The organism is Streptomyces sp. NPDC047079 (assembly GCF_040643755.1).
Classification (GTDB): Bacteria; Actinomycetota; Actinomycetes; order Streptomycetales; family Streptomycetaceae; genus Streptomyces.
In genome coordinates this window covers 180,271-199,605 of record NZ_JBEYUZ010000002.1, presented here as the reverse complement: position 1 = coordinate 199,605, position 19,335 = coordinate 180,271, and the positions used below count along the sequence as shown (strand labels likewise).

The 19,335-nt window shown below is 71.3% G+C and carries 17 protein-coding genes; 6 read left to right on the top strand and 11 right to left on the bottom strand.

What is annotated here, in order from left to right:
• Window positions 1-66: 66 nt before the first annotated feature.
• From ABZ823_RS03415 to deoC, 3 genes are read right to left on the bottom strand one after another with little or no spacing between them, the layout of a single operon-like run.
• The gene (locus tag ABZ823_RS03415; RefSeq protein WP_361653177.1) at window positions 67-990 is read right to left on the bottom strand and encodes an aldehyde dehydrogenase family protein; all 924 of its coding nucleotides are present in this window, start codon (window positions 988-990) and stop codon (window positions 67-69) included.
• Window positions 983-2,419 carry an aldehyde dehydrogenase family protein gene (locus tag ABZ823_RS03410; protein WP_361653663.1) on the bottom strand — a complete coding sequence of 479 codons (1,437 nt, stop codon included), beginning with the start codon at window positions 2,417-2,419 and terminating at the stop codon, window positions 983-985. Before ABZ823_RS03410 ends, ABZ823_RS03415 begins: the two co-directional genes overlap by 8 nt.
• A gap of 16 nt (window positions 2,420-2,435) precedes the next feature.
• On the bottom strand, window positions 2,436-3,392 hold the full coding sequence (deoC, locus tag ABZ823_RS03405; protein WP_361653661.1) for a deoxyribose-phosphate aldolase: 957 nt from the start codon (window positions 3,390-3,392) through the stop codon (window positions 2,436-2,438).
• A gap of 113 nt (window positions 3,393-3,505) precedes the next feature.
• On the opposite strand from deoC, the gene ABZ823_RS03400 reads away from it, so the two are divergent.
• Window positions 3,506-4,189, top strand: a complete 684-nt coding sequence (locus tag ABZ823_RS03400; protein WP_361653175.1) for a PH domain-containing protein — start codon at window positions 3,506-3,508, stop codon at window positions 4,187-4,189.
• Window positions 4,190-4,886: 697 nt separating this feature from the next.
• On the opposite strand, the gene ABZ823_RS03395 is transcribed toward ABZ823_RS03400, so the two are convergent.
• From ABZ823_RS03395 to ABZ823_RS03385, 3 genes are all read right to left on the bottom strand, one after another.
• Window positions 4,887-6,518 (bottom strand): phospho-sugar mutase, encoded by a 1,632-nt coding sequence (locus ABZ823_RS03395; protein ID WP_361653173.1) that lies wholly within the window; start codon window positions 6,516-6,518, stop codon window positions 4,887-4,889.
• A 267-nt stretch (window positions 6,519-6,785) separates the two neighbouring features.
• Complete coding sequence (locus ABZ823_RS03390; protein WP_361653171.1) at window positions 6,786-7,610, bottom strand: purine-nucleoside phosphorylase; 825 nt, start codon at window positions 7,608-7,610, stop codon at window positions 6,786-6,788.
• Window positions 7,611-7,893: 283 nt separating this feature from the next.
• On the bottom strand, window positions 7,894-8,331 hold the full coding sequence (locus ABZ823_RS03385; RefSeq protein WP_361653169.1) for a gamma-glutamylcyclotransferase: 438 nt from the start codon (window positions 8,329-8,331) through the stop codon (window positions 7,894-7,896).
• 95 nt (window positions 8,332-8,426) lie between these two features.
• On the opposite strand from ABZ823_RS03385, the gene ABZ823_RS03380 reads away from it, so the two are divergent.
• Window positions 8,427-9,875 carry an NAD(P)H-quinone dehydrogenase gene (locus tag ABZ823_RS03380; protein WP_361653167.1) on the top strand — a complete coding sequence of 483 codons (1,449 nt, stop codon included), beginning with the start codon at window positions 8,427-8,429 and terminating at the stop codon, window positions 9,873-9,875.
• A 550-nt stretch (window positions 9,876-10,425) separates the two neighbouring features.
• Window positions 10,426-11,391 carry a DeoR/GlpR family DNA-binding transcription regulator gene (locus ABZ823_RS03375; protein ID WP_361653165.1) on the top strand — a complete coding sequence of 322 codons (966 nt, stop codon included), beginning with the start codon at window positions 10,426-10,428 and terminating at the stop codon, window positions 11,389-11,391.
• Window positions 11,392-11,525: 134 nt separating this feature from the next.
• Here the strand turns inward: ABZ823_RS03375 and ABZ823_RS03370 are convergent, their stop codons facing one another.
• Window positions 11,526-13,298, bottom strand: coding sequence for a biotin carboxylase N-terminal domain-containing protein (locus ABZ823_RS03370; RefSeq protein WP_361653163.1), 1,773 nt, complete (start codon window positions 13,296-13,298; stop codon window positions 11,526-11,528).
• 362 nt (window positions 13,299-13,660) lie between these two features.
• On the opposite strand from ABZ823_RS03370, the gene ABZ823_RS03365 reads away from it, so the two are divergent.
• On the top strand, window positions 13,661-14,182 hold the full coding sequence (locus ABZ823_RS03365) for a hypothetical protein (RefSeq protein WP_361653161.1): 522 nt from the start codon (window positions 13,661-13,663) through the stop codon (window positions 14,180-14,182).
• A gap of 45 nt (window positions 14,183-14,227) precedes the next feature.
• Here the strand turns inward: ABZ823_RS03365 and ABZ823_RS03360 are convergent, their stop codons facing one another.
• The 4 genes from ABZ823_RS03360 to ABZ823_RS03345 form a co-directional block, all read right to left on the bottom strand.
• Complete coding sequence (locus tag ABZ823_RS03360) at window positions 14,228-14,848, bottom strand: nucleoside triphosphate pyrophosphatase (protein ID WP_361653160.1); 621 nt, start codon at window positions 14,846-14,848, stop codon at window positions 14,228-14,230.
• 22 nt (window positions 14,849-14,870) lie between these two features.
• Entirely contained in the window at window positions 14,871-14,999 is a 129-nt protein-coding gene (locus ABZ823_RS03355) for a hypothetical protein (protein ID WP_267971020.1), read from the bottom strand.
• Window positions 15,000-15,156: 157 nt separating this feature from the next.
• Window positions 15,157-15,366 (bottom strand): acyl-CoA carboxylase epsilon subunit, encoded by a 210-nt coding sequence (locus ABZ823_RS03350; RefSeq protein ID WP_361653157.1) that lies wholly within the window; start codon window positions 15,364-15,366, stop codon window positions 15,157-15,159.
• A 24-nt stretch (window positions 15,367-15,390) separates the two neighbouring features.
• On the bottom strand, window positions 15,391-16,974 hold the full coding sequence (locus ABZ823_RS03345) for an acyl-CoA carboxylase subunit beta (RefSeq protein ID WP_361653155.1): 1,584 nt from the start codon (window positions 16,972-16,974) through the stop codon (window positions 15,391-15,393).
• A gap of 147 nt (window positions 16,975-17,121) precedes the next feature.
• On the opposite strand from ABZ823_RS03345, the gene ABZ823_RS03340 reads away from it, so the two are divergent.
• Both ABZ823_RS03340 and ABZ823_RS03335 read left to right on the top strand, forming a co-directional pair.
• Window positions 17,122-18,015: a biotin--[acetyl-CoA-carboxylase] ligase gene (locus tag ABZ823_RS03340; RefSeq protein WP_361653153.1), complete on the top strand. Its 894-nt coding sequence runs from the start codon at window positions 17,122-17,124 to the stop codon at window positions 18,013-18,015.
• A gap of 179 nt (window positions 18,016-18,194) precedes the next feature.
• Entirely contained in the window at window positions 18,195-19,334 is a 1,140-nt protein-coding gene (locus ABZ823_RS03335; protein WP_361653152.1) for an adenylate/guanylate cyclase domain-containing protein, read from the top strand.
• Window position 19,335: the final 1 nt, after the last annotated feature.

The window sequence follows — 19,335 nt, the reverse complement described above, 5'->3', positions numbered from 1 at the left end:
GCGGTCCATGACCAAAGAGCCGTGCCTCCCCCGGACGGCGGGGAGGCACGGCTCGGCTGTCGCGGTCTAGTACGACGAGCCCGACGCGCCCAGCGACCCCGTCGGGTGCCAGACCGTCTTCGTCTCCAGGAAGGCCGTCAGGCGGTCGATGCCCGGAGTCTCGAAGTAATCCACAGGCTGTGGACGCAGTGCGCGCTTCAGATTGTCCGCCGCCGCGATCTCCAGTTCCTTCGCCAGGTCCTCGCCGGCGCCCGCGAGGTCGATCGCGTTGACGTCCTGGTGCGCGGCGAGCGGCGCGGCGATCTCCGCCGTACGGCCGGAGAGGACGTTGACGACCCCGCCGGGCAGATCGGACGTGGCCACCACCTCGCCGAGAGAGAGCGCAGGCAGCGGCGCCTTCTCGCTCGCGATCACGACAGCCGTGTTGCCGGTGGCGATCACCGGGGCGATCACCGAGACCAGGCCGAGGAAGGACGACTCCTGCGGGGCCACGACGGCGACAACACCGGTCGGCTCCGGGGTCGAGAGGTTGAAGTACGGGCCCGCGACCGGGTTGCCGCCCCCGACCACCTGAGCGATCTTGTCGGTCCAGCCGGCGTACCAGACCCAGCGGTCGATCGCCGCGTCCACGACCGCACCGGCCTTCCCCTTGGACAGGCCCTCGGCGTCGGCCACCTCGCGCACGAACTGCTCGCGCCGGCCCTCCAGCATCTCGGCGATGCGGTAGAGGATCTGGCCCCGGTTGTACGCGGTCGCCCCGGACCACGGGCCGAACGCCTTGCGGGCGGCCACGACGGCGTCACGGGCGTCCTTGCGGGAGGACTGCGGAGCGTTGGCCAGCCAGTTGCCCTTGGAGTCCGTCACCTCGTACACCCGGCCGCTTTCGGAACGCGGGAACTTCCCGCCGACGTACAGCTTGTAGGTCTTGAAGACCGACAGCCGCTGCTCGACCTTCTCGGTCTTCTCGGTCTTCTCCGTCTTCTCAGACATCGAGGTACGCCTCCAGGCCGTGGCGGCCGCCCTCGCGGCCGAAGCCCGACTCCTTGTAACCGCCGAACGGCGAGGTCGGGTCGAACTTGTTGAACGTGTTGGACCAGACGACACCGGCGCGCAGCTTGTTCGCGACGGCCAGGATCCGGGAGCCCTTCTCCGTCCAGATGCCCGCCGACAGGCCGTACGGGGTGTTGTTGGCCTTGGCGACGGCCTCGTCCGGGGTGCGGAAGGTGAGCACGGAGAGCACCGGGCCGAAGATCTCGTCGCGGGCGACGGTGTGCGCCTGGGTGACGTTGGTGAAGAGCGTCGGGGCGAACCAGTAGCCGGAGGAGGGCAGTTCGCAGGCCGGGGACCAGCGCTCGGCGCCCTCCGCCTCGCCCTGCTCGGCGAGCGCGGTGATCCGGGCGAGCTGCTCGGCGGAGTTGATCGCGCCGATGTCGGTGTTCTTGTCGAGGGGGTCGCCGAGGCGGAGGGTCGACAGACGGCGCTTGAGGGAGTCCAGCAGCTCGTCGTGGATCGACTCCTGCACCAGCAGGCGCGAGCCCGCGCAGCAGACCTGGCCCTGGTTGAAGAAGATGCCGTTCACGATGCCCTCGACGGCCTGGTCGATCGGCGCGTCGTCGAAGACGATGTTGGCGCCCTTGCCGCCCAGTTCCAGGGTGAGCTTCTTGCGGGTTCCGGCCACCGTGCGGGCGATCTCCTTGCCCACGGCCGTGGAACCGGTGAAGGCCACCTTGTTCACGTCCGGGTGGGCGACGAGCGCGGCGCCCGTGTCGCCGTAGCCCGGAAGGATGTTGACGACACCCTTCGGCAGGCCCGACTGGCGGCAGATGTCCGCGAAGAACAAGGCCGACAGAGGGGTGGTCTCGGCGGGCTTGAGTACCACCGTGTTGCCGGTCGCGAGCGCCGGGGCGATCTTCCAGGCCAGCATCAGCAGCGGGAAGTTCCAGGGGATGACCTGGCCCGCGACGCCCAGCGGCCTCGGGCTCCGGCCGAAACCGGCGTGCTCCAGCTTGTCGGCCCAGCCCGCGTAGTAGAAGAAGTGCGCGGCGACCAGGGGGAGGTCCGTGTCGCGGGTCTCCCTGATCGGCTTGCCGTTGTCCAGCGTCTCCAGGACGGCCAGCTCCCGGCTGCGCTCCTGGATGATGCGGGCGATGCGGAACAGGTACTTGGCGCGCTCGGAGCCGGGCAGCGCCGACCACTTCTCGAACGCCTTGCGGGCAGCCCTGACCGCGCGGTCGACGTCGGCCTGCCCTGCCTGGGCGACCTCGGAGAGGACCTCCTCGGTGGACGGGCTGACCGTCTTGAAGACCTTGCCGTCGGCCGCCTCGGTGAACTCACCGTCGATGAACAGGCCGTAGGAGGGCGCGATGTCGACGACCGAGCGGGACTCGGGCGCCGGTGCGTACTCGAATGCGGATGACACGTTTTCCATGGGGTCTTCAGTCCACCGTCACGTAGTCGGGGCCGGAGTAGCGGCCGGTGGCGAGCTTCTGACGCTGCATCAGCAGGTCGTTCAGAAGCGAGGAGGCGCCGAAGCGGAACCAGTGGTTGTCCAGCCAGTCGGCGCCGACGGTCTCGTTGACGAGGACCAGGAACTTGATCGCGTCCTTGCTGGTACGGATGCCGCCGGCGGGCTTCACCCCGACCTGGACTCCGGTCTGCGCGCGGAAGTCGCGGACGGCCTCCAGCATCAGGAGGGTGTTGGCCGGGGTCGCGTTGACGGCGACCTTGCCGGTCGAGGTCTTGATGAAGTCGGCGCCCGCCAGCATGCCGAGCCAGCTGGCCCGCCGGATGTTGTCGTACGTGGACAGCTCGCCCGTCTCGAAGATGACCTTCAGCCGGGCGCTCGTCCCGCAGGCCTCCTTCACGGCGACGATCTCGTCGTACACCTTCAGGTACCTGCCCGCGAGGAACGCCCCTCGGTCGATGACCATGTCGATCTCGTCGGCGCCCGCGGCCACGGCCTCGCGCACATCGGCCAGCTTCACCTCGAGCGCGGCGCGGCCCGCGGGGAAGGCGGTGGCGACGGACGCGACCTTCACGCCGGAGCCCGCGACGGCCTCCTTGGCGACGGCCACCATGTCGGGGTAGACGCAGACGGCCGCGGTCGCGGGGGCCGTACGGTCCGTGGGGTCGGGGCGGACCGCCTTGGCGCCGAGCGCCCGGACCTTGCCCGGGGTGTCCGCGCCTTCCAGCGTCGTCAGGTCGACCATCGAGATGGCGAGGTCGATGGCGTACGCCTTCGCGGTGGTCTTGATGGAACGGGTGCCGAGCGAGGCGGCGCGCGCCTCCAGGCCGACCGGGTCGACGCCGGGCAGCCCGTGCAGGAAGCGGCGCAGCGTGCTGTCGGACGCGGTGACGTCACTGAGAGCAGATGCAGGTGCAGAGGTGGGCATGGTCACCAGACGAGCATATCTACGCGCGTAGCGGCTGTACACCCCCGGTCCTCGTTCGCTGCTTTCGACACCACGTACGAGTTTCCACGCGGGCGTCGGGCAGAATCGGGGCCATGACGACCCCTGACCGCCGGCCGCCCGCGCCGGACCCCTCGGCACCCGAGTCCCGGGACCGGGTCTACCGGTCGCCCGCCGGTCTCGCGGCCGGCGTGCTGCTGCTCGGCATCACGCTCTGGCTCGGCATCGACGCGCTGGCCCGGGGTCACGACCGTACCCCCTGGCTGGCGCTGGCCGGCATGCTGCTGGTGATCCCGCTGGTCACGGCCTTCACCCTGCGCCCGGCCGTCTACGCCAACGAGGACCGGCTGCGCATCCGCAACCCCTTCCGGGTCATCACGCTCCCCTGGGGCTCGGTCGCCTCGCTCCGCTCCGGCTACTCCAACGAGGTCGTCGCCGCGTCCGGGACCAAGTACCAGCTGTGGGCGGTGCCGGTGTCGCTGCGGGCGCGCAAGAAGGCGGCCCGGCAGACGGCGAAGCAGGCCGCCGGGGACCGCCGGGGCGACGCGCTCGGCGTGCGGCGCGGCGGAGCCCCCGGGGGTCCCGCACCCGACCTCGTGCCGAGCGGGCCCGCGCGCGCCCACACCGACAAGATCGTGGAGGACCTGCGCGAGCTGGCCGAGACCCACCAGAAGTCCGAGCGCGCCCAGGGCGAGCCGACCGTCCGCTGGGCCTACGAGGTGATCGCCCCGGCGGTGGCCGGCGCGGTACTGCTGGCGATCCTGCTGGCGACGGGCTGATCTCGCCGGCGGCGTGCTCGCCGGACGTCGCCTGTCCGGCTGGCCGGACGGATGCGCCCACCGTCCGGGCCGCCATGTCCCTCCCTCTCGGCCGCCCGCGGCGATCGACCTCGACGGGGAGGGCCGGTTCGGCCGGCGGCTGGTGGCGCCCGACGGCCGCTCGGTCGCCGTCCCGGTCGTCTCCGAGGACACGCACGCACGCTGTCGCGCCGCCTTCACCACGCTCTGCGAGCGTCACTCGGACATGGCGGGCGGCATCCAGCACAGAACCGAGGGTGGGGGCTGGGTGTGGTTGCTCTACAGAGCGCCCGGCCCGAGCCGTCGAGCGACGCCCCGACGTGCCCCGGTGCAACGGCGTCACCCACACCCACCGAGTCCTCCGAGCCCACGCCGTGCGACACCGCGTGCCCGGCCCCCGAGGAGACGGCGACGCCCGAGGCCACCGTCACGCCCATCGGCTGAGGGGGGCGGGGCAAGCGGAACGGCCGGACACGGGACCGCCCTGTCGGGCGACCCGTGTCCGGCCCAATGGCGCCCGCACAGGGGGGTGGCGGGACGCATGGCGTCGACCGGATCCCACTGGGGGGTTTCGGGGACGTGTCCGACACCGGTTGGAGCAGTTCGCGCCGGACGAGGCGACCGAGGTGCGTGCGCGGCCCCAAAACCGGGTGAAGGGGCCGTTCGGCGACTCGGCGGTTCAGATCCCCGCAGCCGCCGCAAGATCCCGCTTGACGGCGCCGAGCAGTTCCGCGGCCTTGGCCCGCGCGGCGCCGAGCTCCTCCCGGGAGCCGACCGGCACGACGACCTCCAGGTAGCACTTGAGCTTGGGCTCGGTGCCGCTCGGCCGGACGATGACCCGCGCACCGTCGAGGACGTACCGCAGCCCGTCGGTCGGCGGGAGCGACGGCGTGCCCCGCGTCAGGTCCTCGGCCTTCGTCACCGCCAGCCCGCCGAGCCGTACCGGCGGCTGCTCGCGCAGGCGCCGCATCGCGTCGGCGATGACCGTCAGGTCCTCGACGCGCACCGAGAGCTGGTCCGTGGCGTGCAGCCCGTGCTCGACGGCGATGTCGTCGAGCAGGTCGAGGAGGGTGCGGCCCTCGGCCTTCAGCACGGAGGCCAGCTCGGTGACCAGGAGCGCGGCCGTGATGCCGTCCTTGTCGCGGACGCCGTCGGGGTCCACGCAGTAGCCGAGCGCCTCCTCGTAGCCGTAGCGCAGGCCGTCCACGCGGGCGATCCACTTGAAGCCCGTGAGGGTCTCCTCGTACGGCAGGCCCGCCTTCTCGGCGATACGGCCGAGGAGTGAGGAGGAGACGATCGACTCGGCGAAGGTGCCGGTGACGCCGCGGCGGACCAGGTGGGTGGCGAGCAGGGCGCCCACCTCGTCGCCGCGCAGCATGCGCCAGTCGGCGCCGTCCTTGACGGCGACGGCGCAGCGGTCGGCGTCGGGGTCGTTGGCGATCACGAGGTCGGGGTCCGTCTCGCGGGCCCTCGCGAAGGCGAGGTCCATGGCGCCGGGCTCTTCCGGATTGGGGAAGGCGACGGTCGGGAAGTCCGGGTCGGGGTCGGCCTGCTCGGCGACCAGCACCGGGGCGGGGAAACCGGCCCGGTCGAACGCGGCGAGGAGGACGTCCTTGCCGACGCCGTGCATCGCCGTGTAGACCGTGCGGGCGGTGCGCGGGGAGCCGGGGGAGAGAACGGCGTCCGTACGGGCCAGGTAGGCGTCCAGGACGCTGTCGTCCAGGACCTCCCAGCCGGAGTCGGGGCGGGGCACCGCGGTGAGCGTGGTGACCGCGTCGATCTCGGCCGCGATCTCCGCGTCGGCCGGGGGCACGATCTGGGAACCGTCGCCGAGGTAGACCTTGTAGCCGTTGTCGCGCGGTGGGTTGTGGCTGGCGGTGACCTCCACGCCGGCGACCGCGCCGAGGTGCCTGATGGCGAAGGCGAGGACGGGAGTGGGCAGAGGGCGGGGGAGGACGGCCGCGCGCAGGCCCGCGCCCGTCATCACGGCCGCGGTGTCCCGGGCGAAGTCGGCGGACTTGTGGCGGGCGTCGTAGCCGATGACCACGAGGCCGTCGCCCCGGCCCTTGGACTCGAGGTACGCGGCGAGGCCCGCGGCGGCGCGGATGACCACCGAGCGGTTCATGCGCATGGGGCCGGCGCCCAGCTCGCCGCGGAGTCCGGCGGTACCGAACTGGAGGGTGCCGTCGAAGCGCGCGGCGAGCTCGGCGCGGTCCCCGGCGTCGATCAGCTTGGCGAGTTCCTCACGGGTTTCCGCGTCGGGGTCTTCGGCCAGCCACGCCTGGGCCCGTGCGATGAGTTCGTCGTGCACGTCGGGTCAACCTCTCGTTGTGTGTCTCTTGTGGTGGCATCGCCCGCTGCGGCCGGTGGGAAACGCGGCGGGGAGCCGGCGGCGTTCCGGCCGGTGCGGACGGACGCCCCCGCCCGGTGGGCCGCCGCCGGGCCGGCGGCAGGGCGGCGCGGTGTGGCGCATCGTCTTCGCGCTATGGCCGGCACCACTCGGAGCGGCACCACTCGAGCCGAGACCATGCGGGCCGGTGGTGCCTTGCCGTAGGGGGCCGGTGGTGTCGGTGGTGCCTTACAGGCGGTGCAGCACCTGGGCGAGCAGGGCGCCCATGCGCGTGGCGCTGTCGCGACCCGCCTGGAGGACCTCCTCGTGGTTCAGCGGCTCGCCCGTCATACCGGCGGCCAGGTTCGTGACCAGGGAGATGCCCAGGACCTCGGCTCCCGCCTCGCGCGCGGCGATCGCCTCGAGAACCGTGGACATGCCCACCAGGTCCGCGCCGATGACGCGGGCCATGCGGATCTCCGCCGGGGTCTCGTAGTGCGGGCCGGTGAACTGCGCGTAGACGCCCTCCTCGAGGGAGGGGTCGACCTCCTTGCACAGGGCGCGCAGGCGCGGCGAGTACAGGTCCGTCAGGTCGACGAAGTTGGCGCCCACGATCGGGGAGGTCGCCGTCAGGTTGATGTGGTCGCTGATCAGCACCGGCTGTCCGGGACGCATGGTGTCGCGCAGGCCGCCGCAGCCGTTGGTGAGGACCACGGTCTTGGCGCCGGCGGCGACGGCGGTCCGCACACCGTGCGCGACGGCGGCCACGCCGCGGCCCTCGTAGTAGTGCGTGCGGCCGAGGAAGACCAGGGCGCGCTTGTCGCCGATCAGGTACGAGCGGACCTTGCCGCCGTGGCCCTCGACGGCCGGGGGCGGGAAGCCGGGCAGCTCGGTGACCGGGAACTCGGCCTCGGCCTCGCCGAGGGCGTCGACGGCCGGCGCCCAGCCGGAGCCCATCACGAGGGCGACGTCGTGGGTCTCGGCGCCCGTCAGCTCGCGCAGACGCGCGGCGGCGGTGTCGGCGGCGGCGTAGGGGTCGCCCTGGATGTCGTCCGGAAGAAGAGATGCGTTCACGCGCAAGAGCCTAGCCGCTCCCGGCCTACGCGCGTAGATGACGGAGCTCACGACTGTGCGATCGTTGTCTTGTCGTTTCCGACGAACACTGCGACGACCGTGACGCGACGCACATCGCGAGGACCGTGACGCGACGAATACCGCGGGGACCGTGACGCGACGAACGCAGCGACGACCGCGACGAAGCGTGACCGTGGCCGTGACGACGCGTGACGGAGAGCGGCGCCCGCGCCGGGGAGCTGCGCGCGGCGGCTCCCGCTCGGCCGGGCATGTGCGGACCCCGTCAGCAGGGCCGCTTGCGCAGCTCCATCACATAGTCGTGGGGTGCCCCGGCAGACTCCGCCGCGTCCGCGACCTCGCCCAGGTAGCGGGCCGAGGGAAGGCCGCCCTCGTAGGAGTTGAGGACGTAAGTCCAGGCCGTCTCCTCACCCTCCAGCGTGTGCACGCGGACCCGCAGGCGGCGGTATATGTCGAGGCCCACGCCCTCCCAGCGGTCCATGGACTCCTCGTCCATGGGCGCGATGTCGTACAGAGCGACGAAGACCTGTGACATCGGGTCCTCGACGATCGTCGCCAGGGCGCCCTCCCAGCCCATGTGCTCGCCCCCGAAGGTCAGCCGCCAGCCGTTGAGCCAGCCGGTGGCGCGCATCGGCGAGTGGGGTGCGCGGCGGGTCATCAGCCGCGCGTCGAGGTTGCCGGCGTACGCGGCGTAGAGCGACATGGAGACGAGGGTACGGCAGCGCCCCGGCGGCCTCTTCTGTAACAGAACCACCAGCGGCCGCCCCCGGAGGAGACGCATCCCGAACGTGCGGGACAATGGGGTACGTGACTCGGATCGTGATCATCGGTGGCGGACCCGGCGGATACGAAGCGGCTCTGGTGGCCGCTCAGCTCGGCGCGGAGGTGACCGTCGTCGACTGCGACGGTCTGGGCGGGGCGTCGGTGCTCACCGACTGCGTACCGTCGAAGACGCTCATCGCGACGGCCGAGGTGATGACCACCTTCGACTCCTCCTACGAGGAGCTCGGCATCATCGTGGCCGACGACACCCCGCCCCTGGAGCAGGCCGCCCGTGTCGTCGGGGTCGACCTCGGGAAGGTCAACCGACGGGTGAAGCGTCTCGCGCTCGCCCAGTCCCACGACATCACCGCGTCCGTCACGCGCGCCGGCGCCCGCGTCATGCGCGGACGTGGCCGGCTCGAGGGCATGCAGGCCCTGGACGGGTCGCGCAAGGTCGTCGTCCGGGCCGCGGACGGCAGCGAGGAGACCCTCACCGCCGACGCCGTGCTCATCGCCACCGGCGGTCACCCGCGTGAGCTGCCCGACGCCCGGCCGGACGGGGAGCGGATCCTCAACTGGACCCAGGTCTACGACCTCGAAGAGCTGCCCGAGGAGCTCATCGTCGTCGGGTCCGGTGTCACCGGTGCCGAGTTCGCCGGCGCCTACCAGGCCCTCGGCTCCAAGGTCACCCTCGTCTCCTCGCGCGACCGTGTGCTGCCCGGCGAGGACCCCGACGCCGCGGCCGTCCTCGAGGACGTCTTCCGCCGCCGCGGCATGAACGTCATGGCCCGTTCGCGCGCGCAGTCCGCCAAGCGCGTCGGCGACCGGGTGGAGGTCACCCTCGCCGACGGACGGGTGATCACCGGCTCGCACTGCCTCATGGCCGTCGGCGCGATACCCAACAGCAGTGGCATGGGCCTGGAGGAGGCCGGGGTCAAGCTCCGCGAGTCCGGGCACATATGGACCGACAAGGTCTCCCGTACGACCGCCCCGGGTGTGTACGCCGCCGGTGACGTGACAGGGGTCTTCGCCCTCGCGTCGGTCGCCGCCATGCAGGGACGCATCGCCGTGTACCACTTCCTCGGCGACGCGGTGACCCCGCTGGACCTGAAGACCGTCTCCTCGAACGTCTTCACCGACCCGGAGATCGCCACCGTCGGCTACACCCAGGCCGACGTGGACGCGGACAAGATCGACGCTCGGGTGGTCAAGCTGCCCCTGCTGCGCAACCCGCGCGCCAAGATGCAGGGCATCCGGGACGGTTTCGTCAAGATCTTCTGCCGGCCCGGCACCGGGATCGTCGTCGGTGGCGTGGTCGTCGCACCGCGCGCGTCGGAACTGATCCACCCCATCTCGATCGCGGTCGACAACAACCTGACGGTGGAACAGATCGCGAACGCCTTCACCGTGTACCCCTCTCTGTCGGGCTCGATCGCCGAGGTGGCACGGCAGTTGCACACCCGCAAGACCGCGGGCGAGGCATGACCCCCTGCGGTGCCGGGACCTTCGGAGCGTGTCGCGGCACCCCGGCGCGTGTTGGATGAGCCAGGCGCAGCGTTCGTCGCGGTGTCGGCTGAAGCCCAACTCCTCAGCGACCTCTGCCACATCCTCACGGCCGAGCGCATACACGAGTTCGGCGGAGTTGATCAGTCCGTGGTCTGCCAACGTGTTCACGGACCGTTCGGCGAGCGGGGTCGCTGTGCTTCGCCTGTTCCGAAACTGATCACTCCATTTCGTTCGGTCAACAGCAAGTTGACGGTGGAGCGGCTCGCGGCGCCATAACGGCGTACCGGCAGCGGTCGGGCTCCATCGCCGAGGTGGCACGGCAGTTGCATATCCGGAAGGCCCGAGGGCGAGGTCCGACGGCCCGAGGGCGAGGTCCGACGTCCCGGGTGGGCGGCAGGCGGACCATGTGTGCGGGCACGGGTGCCGGGAGTGGGCGCGTATACCACTTTCCGCCCTGCTGTGCGAACAACTTCTGTTATTCGGCGCAAACTGCTGAAACCAGACGGTCGTTGGGGTTACTGTCAGTTTCGTGTTCGCTGCAGAACGTCGCCAATTGATCCTCGAAATGGTGCGAGCGAACGGTGCCGTGTCGCTCCGTGAGCTCGCCCGCGTCGTCCAGACCTCCGAAGTGACCGTACGGCGGGACGTGCGCGCGCTGGAGGCAGAAGGACTCCTCGACCGCCGGCACGGCGGTGCGGTACTGCCGGGCGGGTTCACGCGGGAGTCCGGCTTTCCGCAGAAGTCCCATCTCGCAACCGCCGAGAAGACCGCCATCGCCGACCTCGCCGCGGGCCTCGTGGAGGAGGGGGAGGCCATCGTGGTGGGTGCGGGGACCACCACGCAGGAGCTGGCACGCCGGCTCGCGAGGGTGCCCGGGCTGACCGTCGTCACCAACTCGCTGCTGGTGGCCCAGGCGTTGGCCCATGCCAATCGCGTGGAGGTCGTGATGACCGGCGGCACCCTGCGCGGTTCCAACTACGCCCTTGTCGGCAGCGGTGCCGAACAGTCGCTCCAGGGCCTCAGGGTCTCCAAGGCCTTCCTCTCGGGGAGCGGGCTGACCGCCGAGCGGGGGCTGTCCACGTCCAACATGCTGTCGGCGTCCGTCGACCGCGCGCTGGTGCAGGCGGCCTCGGAGGTCGTCGTCCTCGCCGACCACACCAAGCTCGGTACGGACACGATGTTCCAGACCGTGCCGACGGATGTGATCACCCGGCTGGTGACGGACGAACCGCCGGCGCACGACGACCGCGCGGCCACCGAGTTGCAGGCCTTGGCCGATCAGGGTGTGCAGATCGCGGTCGCCGGGGCGTTGGGAGGCGGCGCCTCGGGGGGTGACCCGGCCCCGGCGGGGCGCCGGCCGCGCAGGGATGTGTCCCTTCCCGGCCCCCGCCGCGGCCAGGGCCCCGGCGGGGGCCCGCAGTTGCGCACCGCGACGGTCCTGGGGGAGCCCCCGACGGGGGAGCGCGCTCGCGTCGCGGACCTCCGCCGCCGCTAGACCCTGCCCCGCTGCCGCTGCCGCTGCCGCTGCCGCAGCCGCTGCCGCTGCCGCAGCCGCGGGGAAAGCGGAGCGCCCGGCGGGCCGAGTGGTCGGTCCGCCGGGCGCTTTCGGACGTCGTCCGTGTGGGTGGGTCAGTCCTTGATCTCGCAGATCACGGCGCCGGAGGTGATCGACGCGCCGACCTCGGCGGTGAGGCCCTTGATGGTGCCCGCCTTGTGCGCGTTCAGCGGCTGCTCCATCTTCATCGCCTCGAGGACGACGACCAGGTCGCCCTCCTTGACCTCCTGGCCCTCCTCGACGGCGATCTTGACGATCGTGCCCTGCATCGGGGAGGCGAGGGAGTCGCCGGAGGCCATCGGCCCGGACTTCTTGGCCGCGCGGCGCTTGGGCTTGGCGCCCGCCGCAAGGCCCGTACGGGCCAGCGACATGCCCAGCGACGAGGGCAGGGACACCTCCAGGCGCTTGCCGCCGACCTCGACCACGACCGTCTCGCGGCCCGGCTCCTCGTCGGAGTCCGCCTCGGCGAGCGCCGTGAACGGCTTGATCTCGTTGACGAACTCGGTCTCGATCCAGCGGGTGTGGACCGTGAAGGGCGCCTCGGAGCCCGTCAGTTCGGGCGCGAACGCCGGGTCCCTGACCACCGCGCGGTGGAACGGGATCGCCGTGGCCATGCCCTCCACCTGGAACTCCTCCAGCGCGCGGGAGGCACGCTCCAGCGCCTCCTTGCGGGTGCGGCCCGTGACGATCAGCTTGGCCAGCAGGGAGTCCCAGGCCGGGCCGATGACGCTGCCGGACTCCACGCCCGCGTCCAGGCGGACACCGGGGCCGGACGGCGGGGCGAACGTCGTCACCGTGCCGGGGGCCGGCAGGAAGTTGCGGCCCGGGTCCTCGCCGTTGATGCGGAACTCGAAGGAGTGACCGCGCAGTTCGGGGTCGTCGTAACCCAGTGCCTCACCGTCGGCGATGCGGAACATCTCGCGCACCAGGTCGATTCCGGCGACCTCCTCGGTGACCGGGTGCTCGACCTGGAGACGGGTGTTGACCTCCAGGAAGGAGATCGTGCCGTCGTTGCCGACGAGGAACTCGACGGTGCCCGCGCCGACGTAGCCGGCCTCCTTGAGGATGGCCTTCGACGACCGGTACAGCTCGTCCAGCTGCTCCTGGCTGAGGAAGGGGGCCGGGGCCTCCTCGACGAGCTTCTGGTGCCGGCGCTGAAGCGAGCAGTCACGGGTGGACACGACGACCACGTTGCCGTGGCTGTCGGCCAGGCACTGCGTCTCCACGTGGCGGGGGCGGTCGAGGTAGCGCTCGACGAAGCACTCGCCGCGGCCGAAGGCGGCCACCGCCTCGCGCACCGCGGACTCGTACAGCTCGGGGACCTCTTCGAGGGTGCGGGCCACCTTCAGACCGCGTCCACCGCCACCGAAGGCGGCCTTGATGGCGATGGGCAGGCCGTGCTCCTCGGCGAAGGCGACGACCTCGTCGGCGCCGGACACCGGGTCGGGCGTGCCCGCGACCAGCGGGGCACCGGCGCGCTGGGCGATGTGCCGGGCCGCGACCTTGTCACCCAGATCGCGGATGGCCTGCGGCGGCGGGCCGATCCAGGTCAGCCCCGCGTCCAGGACGGCCTGGGCGAAGTGGGCGTTCTCGGAGAGGAAGCCGTAGCCGGGGTGGACGGCGTCCGCGCCGGAGTCCTTCGCGGCCTGGAGGACCTTCTCGATGTCCAGGTAGCTGGTGGCGGGGGTGTCGCCGCCCAGGGCGAATGCTTCGTCTGCTGCGCGGACGTGCAGGGCGTCCCGGTCCGGGTCGGCGTACACGGCCACGCTCGCGATCCCGGCGTCACGGCAGGCCCGGGCGACACGGACAGCGATTTCGCCACGGTTGGCGATCAACACCTTGCGCACGATGGCTCCCTCTCCTTGAAACAAGCCGAGTTTAGGGACTGCCGACACGACGTTTCGACCCGTCCCCAGTGGTGAGCTTGCCCACACGGAGCGTGAAACCAGGCTCACTCAACCTGCGAAATCCCTTGTCGCACCGCCGGACAGGGGAATCCACCCGAAAACCCTAGCCCTCCGGTGTGGTCAAGGTCTCTATGAAGTAGTCCTGCGGCCGGTCGTGTTTCTTTGTGGAGTCCCTACTAATGGCCCAACCAAACTTTGCTCCCGCCGGACCTCTTGTCCCGAGGTTTACCCGTTAGTAGCGTTCGCGATGTCCCGAAGGTACTCGGAGTAACACGCAGCACGCTCGAAGGTGGGTGGGGCCGGTGGTCCGCAGACCGGTGGCAGGGATCGTGGCGTTCGTCCTCTTCGTGGAGGCGCTCGGCATCGCGCTGCTGAACTGGTTCCTCGGCACGGTCGTGGACCGGCAGAGCATGTCGCTGGCCGGACTCGACCCGGACGCGATGGCCACGTCGTCGAAGGCGGGCGGCATCGTCTTCGGCCTCTACTTCGCGCTGTGCGGGGTCGCCGCCCTGCTGGTGGCCCTGCGCGACCGTTCCCCGTCCGGCATCTGGCGCATCCTGCTGATCAGCGCCGCCGTGGTGCACGCCATACTCGGCGCCTTCACGGTCGGTCTGGTCGGCTGGGAGGCGTTCGCGTTCCTGATGGTCGTGTTCGGGCTGATCCTGCTCACCCTCATGACGTACGACCGCCAGGAGGGGCAGACCGGCCCGCTGCCCGCGGGAGGCGGTCCCGGGAACGGCGGGAGCGCTCCGGGGGAGGCGTCGGAAGCGGTGGAGCAGGGCCGAACGCCGGAGGGCGGCGGCCCCGCGCCCGTGACTCCCTGAAGTCCGTGCCCGCCGCCCGGCCCGGGGCCGCGCGGCGGGCGTCGCTCACTCCTCCCGCGGCGCCCACAACTCCGTGATCCGGACGCCCAGTTCGGCCAGCAGCCGGCGGACCAGGGGCAGTGAGATGCCGATGACGTTGCCGTGGTCGCCGTCGATGCCGTCTATGAAGGGCGCCGACCGGCCGTCGAGGGTGAACGCCCCCGCCACGTAGAGGGGTTCACCGGAGGCGACGTACGCGGCGATCTCCTCGTCCGTCGGCTCGCCGAAACGGACCACGGTGGAGGCGGTGGCGGACGAGTACCGGCCGCTGACCGTGTCGTAGATGCAGTGGCCGGTCTGAAGGGTGCCCGCCCGGCCGCGCATCGACTTCCAGCGGGCCGTCGCCTCCTCCGCGTCCGCGGGCTTGCCGAGGGCCTCGCCGTCCAGGTCGAGCACCGAGTCGCAGCCGATCACCAGGGCGCCCTTCACCTCGGGCCTGGCCGCGACGACGGATGCCTTGGCCTCGGCCAGCGCGAGGGCGAGTTCCGCGGGAGTGGGGGCGGTGACGGCGTCCTCGTCGACCCCGCTGACGATGACCTCGGGGTCGAGCCCGGCCTGCCGGAGCAGTCCGAGGCGGGCGGGGGACTGGGATGCGAGCACCAGGCGGCGGCGGGACTGATGGGTCATGCGTTCAGCGTATCGGCGCGCTTCACCTGATGCCGATGACGATCATCGCCAGCAGGCTGGCCAGCGCCATCAGGACCCCGAGCCGCCGCAACATGTCCTGCATGTCGCGCAGTTCCTTCGGCGGCTCGTTCTCGGGGTCGGACCACAGCATGCCTTCGATCGTGCGTCCGCCGTGTGTGGCGGCGCCTGAGTACGCGTACTCAACTTCGACCTGCGGTTCCTGCGGCCCCGCCGATCCCCGAAGCCCCGGCCCGGAAGGCACGGCCCCCCGGGCGGACCCCATGCGGGGAGCCCGGGGGCAGGGTGTCTTAGCCAGGCCAGTACGTACGGGTCCACGCCGTCGGGCCCGGTTGCGGCAGCCGGTGGGCGGCGATGCGGGCCGGGTCGGCCCAGGAGTCCCTCTCCCGCGCCGCGCCGGGCGGTATGGAGGCCTCCGCCGCGGCGCGGGCTCGGACCACCGCCAGTGCGGCGGCCAGCTCCTCCGGGGTCGGATTGCCCCGTACGACCTTGATCGTCATGTCCGCTCCCAAGGGTCCCAGGGTTTACAGGGGGATGTTGCCGTGCTTCTTCGGAGGGAGGGATTCCCGCTTGGTGCGCAGCTGACGCAGTGCCCGCACGACATGGCGGCGGGTGTCGGACGGCATGATCACCGCGTCGATGTAGCCGCGCTCGGCCGCGATGTAGGGGTTGAGGAGGGTGTCCTCGTACTCCTGGATCAGCCGGGCCCGGGTGGCCTCGACGTCGTCCGCCTCGGCGATGGTGCGGCGGTGCAGGATGTTGACCGCGCCCTGCGCCCCCATCACCGCGATCTGGGCGGTCGGCCAGGCCAGGTTGACGTCCGCGCCCAGGTGCTTGGAGCCCATGACGTCGTACGCGCCGCCGAACGCCTTGCGGGTGATCACCGTGATCAGGGGGACGGTCGCCTCGGCGTAGGCGTAGATCAGCTTGGCGCCGCGTCGGATGATGCCGGTGTGCTCCTGGTCGACGCCGGGCAGGAACCCGGGCACGTCGACGAAGGTGATCACGGGCACGTTGAAGGCGTCGCACGTGCGCACGAAGCGCGCGGCCTTCTCGCTCGCGTCGATGTCGAGGCAGCCGGCGAACTGCATCGGCTGGTTGGCGACGATGCCCACCGGGCGGCCCTCGACCCGGCCGAAGCCGGTGATGATGTTCGGCGCGAACAGCGCCTGCGTCTCGAGGAACTCGGAGTCGTCCAGGATGTGCTCGATCACCGTGTGCATGTCGTACGGCTGGTTGGCGCTGTCCGGCACGATCACATCGAGCTCGCGGTCCTCGTCGCTCACCGCGAGGTCCGCCTCCTCCGGGAAGACCGGGGGCTCGGACAGGTTGTTGGACGGCAGGTACGACAGCAGCTGCTTGACGTACTCGATCGCGTCCTTCTCGTCCCCGGCCATGTGGTGCGCCACACCGGAGGCACTGTTGTGGGTGCGGGCGCCGCCCAGCTCCTCGAAGCCGACGTCCTCGCCGGTGACCGTCTTGATGACGTCCGGACCGGTGATGAACATGTGCGAGGTCTGGTCGACCATGACCGTGAAGTCGGTGATCGCGGGGGAGTAGACCGCGCCGCCCGCGCAGGGACCGACGACCAGGCTGATCTGCGGGATGACTCCGGAGGCGTGGGTGTTGCGGCGGAAGATCTCGCCGTACGCGCCCAGCGACGCGACGCCCTCCTGGATGCGGGCGCCGCCGGAGTCGTTGATCCCGATGACCGGGCAGCCCGTCTTGAGGGCGAAGTCCATGACCTTGACGATCTTCTGGCCGTAGACCTCGCCGAGTGCCCCGCCGAAGACCGTGAAGTCCTGGGAGAACACCGCGACGGGGCGACCGTCCACGGTGCCGTAACCGGTCACGACGCCGTCCCCGTACGGGCGGTTCTTCTCCAGCCCGAAATTGGTGGAGCGGTGCCGGGCGAACTCGTCCAGCTCGACGAACGAGCCCTCGTCCAGCAACAGCTCGATCCGCTCACGGGCCGTCAGCTTGCCCTTGGCGTGCTGTTTCTCGACGGCGCGCTCCGAGCCGGCGTGCGTCGCCTCCTGGACACGGCGCTGGAGGTCCGCCAGCTTGCCCGCGGTGGTGTGAATGTCGATCTCTTCCGGCTCGGACATCGGGATGCGGCTCCCTGCCTGCTCAGTGGGGACATGAGGGTGAGGTGCTACGAGAATGCTCAGAAGAACGAACGGTTACTCATCCGTAGCGTAGTGGGGTGCCTACCGATCAGCAGTGCGGCGTTTACCACACCTAGGGTGGCTTGCATGATGTCCCGAGATGCCTCAGACGACAACGGCCGCCGGAACGACGACGAGGGCGGCGGCAGCCGCTGGTCCGACCTGGACCGGCCGCCGCTGAACGCCGCCGCTCTGCGCCGGGCGCTGGTGCGCGAGGGCGGTCTGTGGTCCGGGATCGAGGTGGTGCAGCGCACCGGGTCCACCAACACCGACCTCGTCGCCCTCACCGCCGCCGGCCGGGCCGCCGAGGGCGCCGTCGTGGTCGCGGAGGAGCAGAACGCGGGGCGCGGGCGGCTGGACCGCACCTGGACGGCCCCGGCCCGCTCCGGCCTGTTCTTCTCGGTGCTGCTCAGGCCGGTCGGCGTGCCGGTCGCACGCTGGGGCTGGCTGCCGCTGCTCGCAGGGGTCGCCGTCGCGACGGGACTCGCCCGGGCCGCCGGTGTCGACACGGCACTCAAGTGGCCCAACGACCTTCTGGTCACTGTGGGCGAACAGGAACGCAAGGCGGGCGGGATCCTCGCGGAGCGCGCGGGCGAGGACGGGGTGGTCGTCGGCATCGGCATCAACGTCACGCTCCGGGAGGACGAGCTGCCGGTGCCCACCGCGGGCTCCCTGGCCCTCGCGGGCGCCCACACCACGGATCGCGATCCGCTGCTGCGGGCGGTGCTGCGCTCCCTGGAGGACTGGTACGGCCGCTGGCGCGCGGCAGGCGGCGATCCTGCGGCCTGCGGCCTGCAGGAGACGTACGCGGCCGGGAGCGCGACGCTGGGACGTCTCGTCCGGGCCGAACTGCCCGGTGACCGGTCCGTCACCGGCGAGGCGGTGGCGATCGACGGCGACGGCCGGCTGGTGCTGGCGACCCAGGACGGGGTGCAGGAGCCAGTGGGAGCGGGCGACATCGTGCACCTTCGGCCCGCGTGAGCGGGGGGTGGTGTGCGCTTTCGGCCCGCGTGAGCGGAGGGCGGTGTGTACTTTCGACCCGTCCGGGGGCTCATGTGGGCCTGCCGTGGGCCGTTCCTGAAGGAGTGAGCTACCGCACACCTGCCGTAGAGTTGACCGCGGTCGATACCTGACCGTGGCAGATCGGAAGGGCAGCACGCGTGACCGTCGACGACACGGGCTCGGGCACGGGCGCATACCCCGCCCCCGACGGTGAACCGGGGCGGGACGCTCACGCCGAGCCCGAGGAGAACCCCCTCGCGCTCCGCCTGGAACAGCTCATCCTCGGTGCCGAGCGCCGCTACACCCCCTTCCAGGCTGCCCGCAGTGCGGGCGTCTCCATGGAACTGGCGTCCCGCTTCTGGCGGGCGATGGGCTTCGCGGACATAGGGCAGGCCAAGGCCCTCACGGAGGCCGACGTGCTGGCCCTGCGCCGCCTGGCCGGTCTGGTCGAGGCGGGACTGCTGAGCGAGGCGATGGCGGTGCAGGTGGCCCGTTCCACCGGTCAGACCACCGCCCGGCTGGCCGAGTGGCAGATCGACTCCTTTCTGGAGGGTCTCACCGAGCCTCCCGAACCCGGCATGACCCGTACGGAGGTCACCTATCCCCTGATCGAGCTGCTCCTGCCGGAACTGGAGGAGTTCCTCATCTATGTCTGGCGGCGCCAGCTCGCCGCCGCGACCGGCCGGGTCGTCCAGGCCGCCGACGACGAGGAGATGGTGGACCGCCGCCTGGCGGTGGGTTTCGCGGACCTCGTCGGCTTCACACGCCTGACGCGCCGCATGGAGGAGGAGGAACTCGGCGAACTCGTCGAGGCGTTCGAGACGACCGCGGCCGACCTGGTCGCCGCCCACGGCGGCCGCCTCATCAAGACGCTGGGCGACGAGGTGCTGTACGCGGCGGACGACGCCGGTACGGCCGCGGAGATCGCCCTTCGCCTGATCGAGACCATGGCCAACGACGAGACGATGCCGGAGCTTCGGGTGGGTATCGCCTTCGGCACGGTGACCACCCGGATGGGCGATGTGTTCGGTACGACGGTGAACCTGGCGAGCCGGCTCACCTCGATAGCGCCCCGGGACGCCGTGCTGGTCGACGGCGCGTTCGCGGAGGAGCTGATCCGCACGACGGAGGCGCCCGCCTCCGAGACGGAGGCCGCCGAGGCCGCGGCCGCGGCGGAGAAGGAGGGCAAGGAGCCGCCCTCGTACCGCTTCGCGCTCCAGCCGATGTGGCAGCGTCCGGTGCGTGGCCTCGGCGTCATCGAGCCGTGGCTGCTGAACCGGCGGGACGTAACGCCTTAGG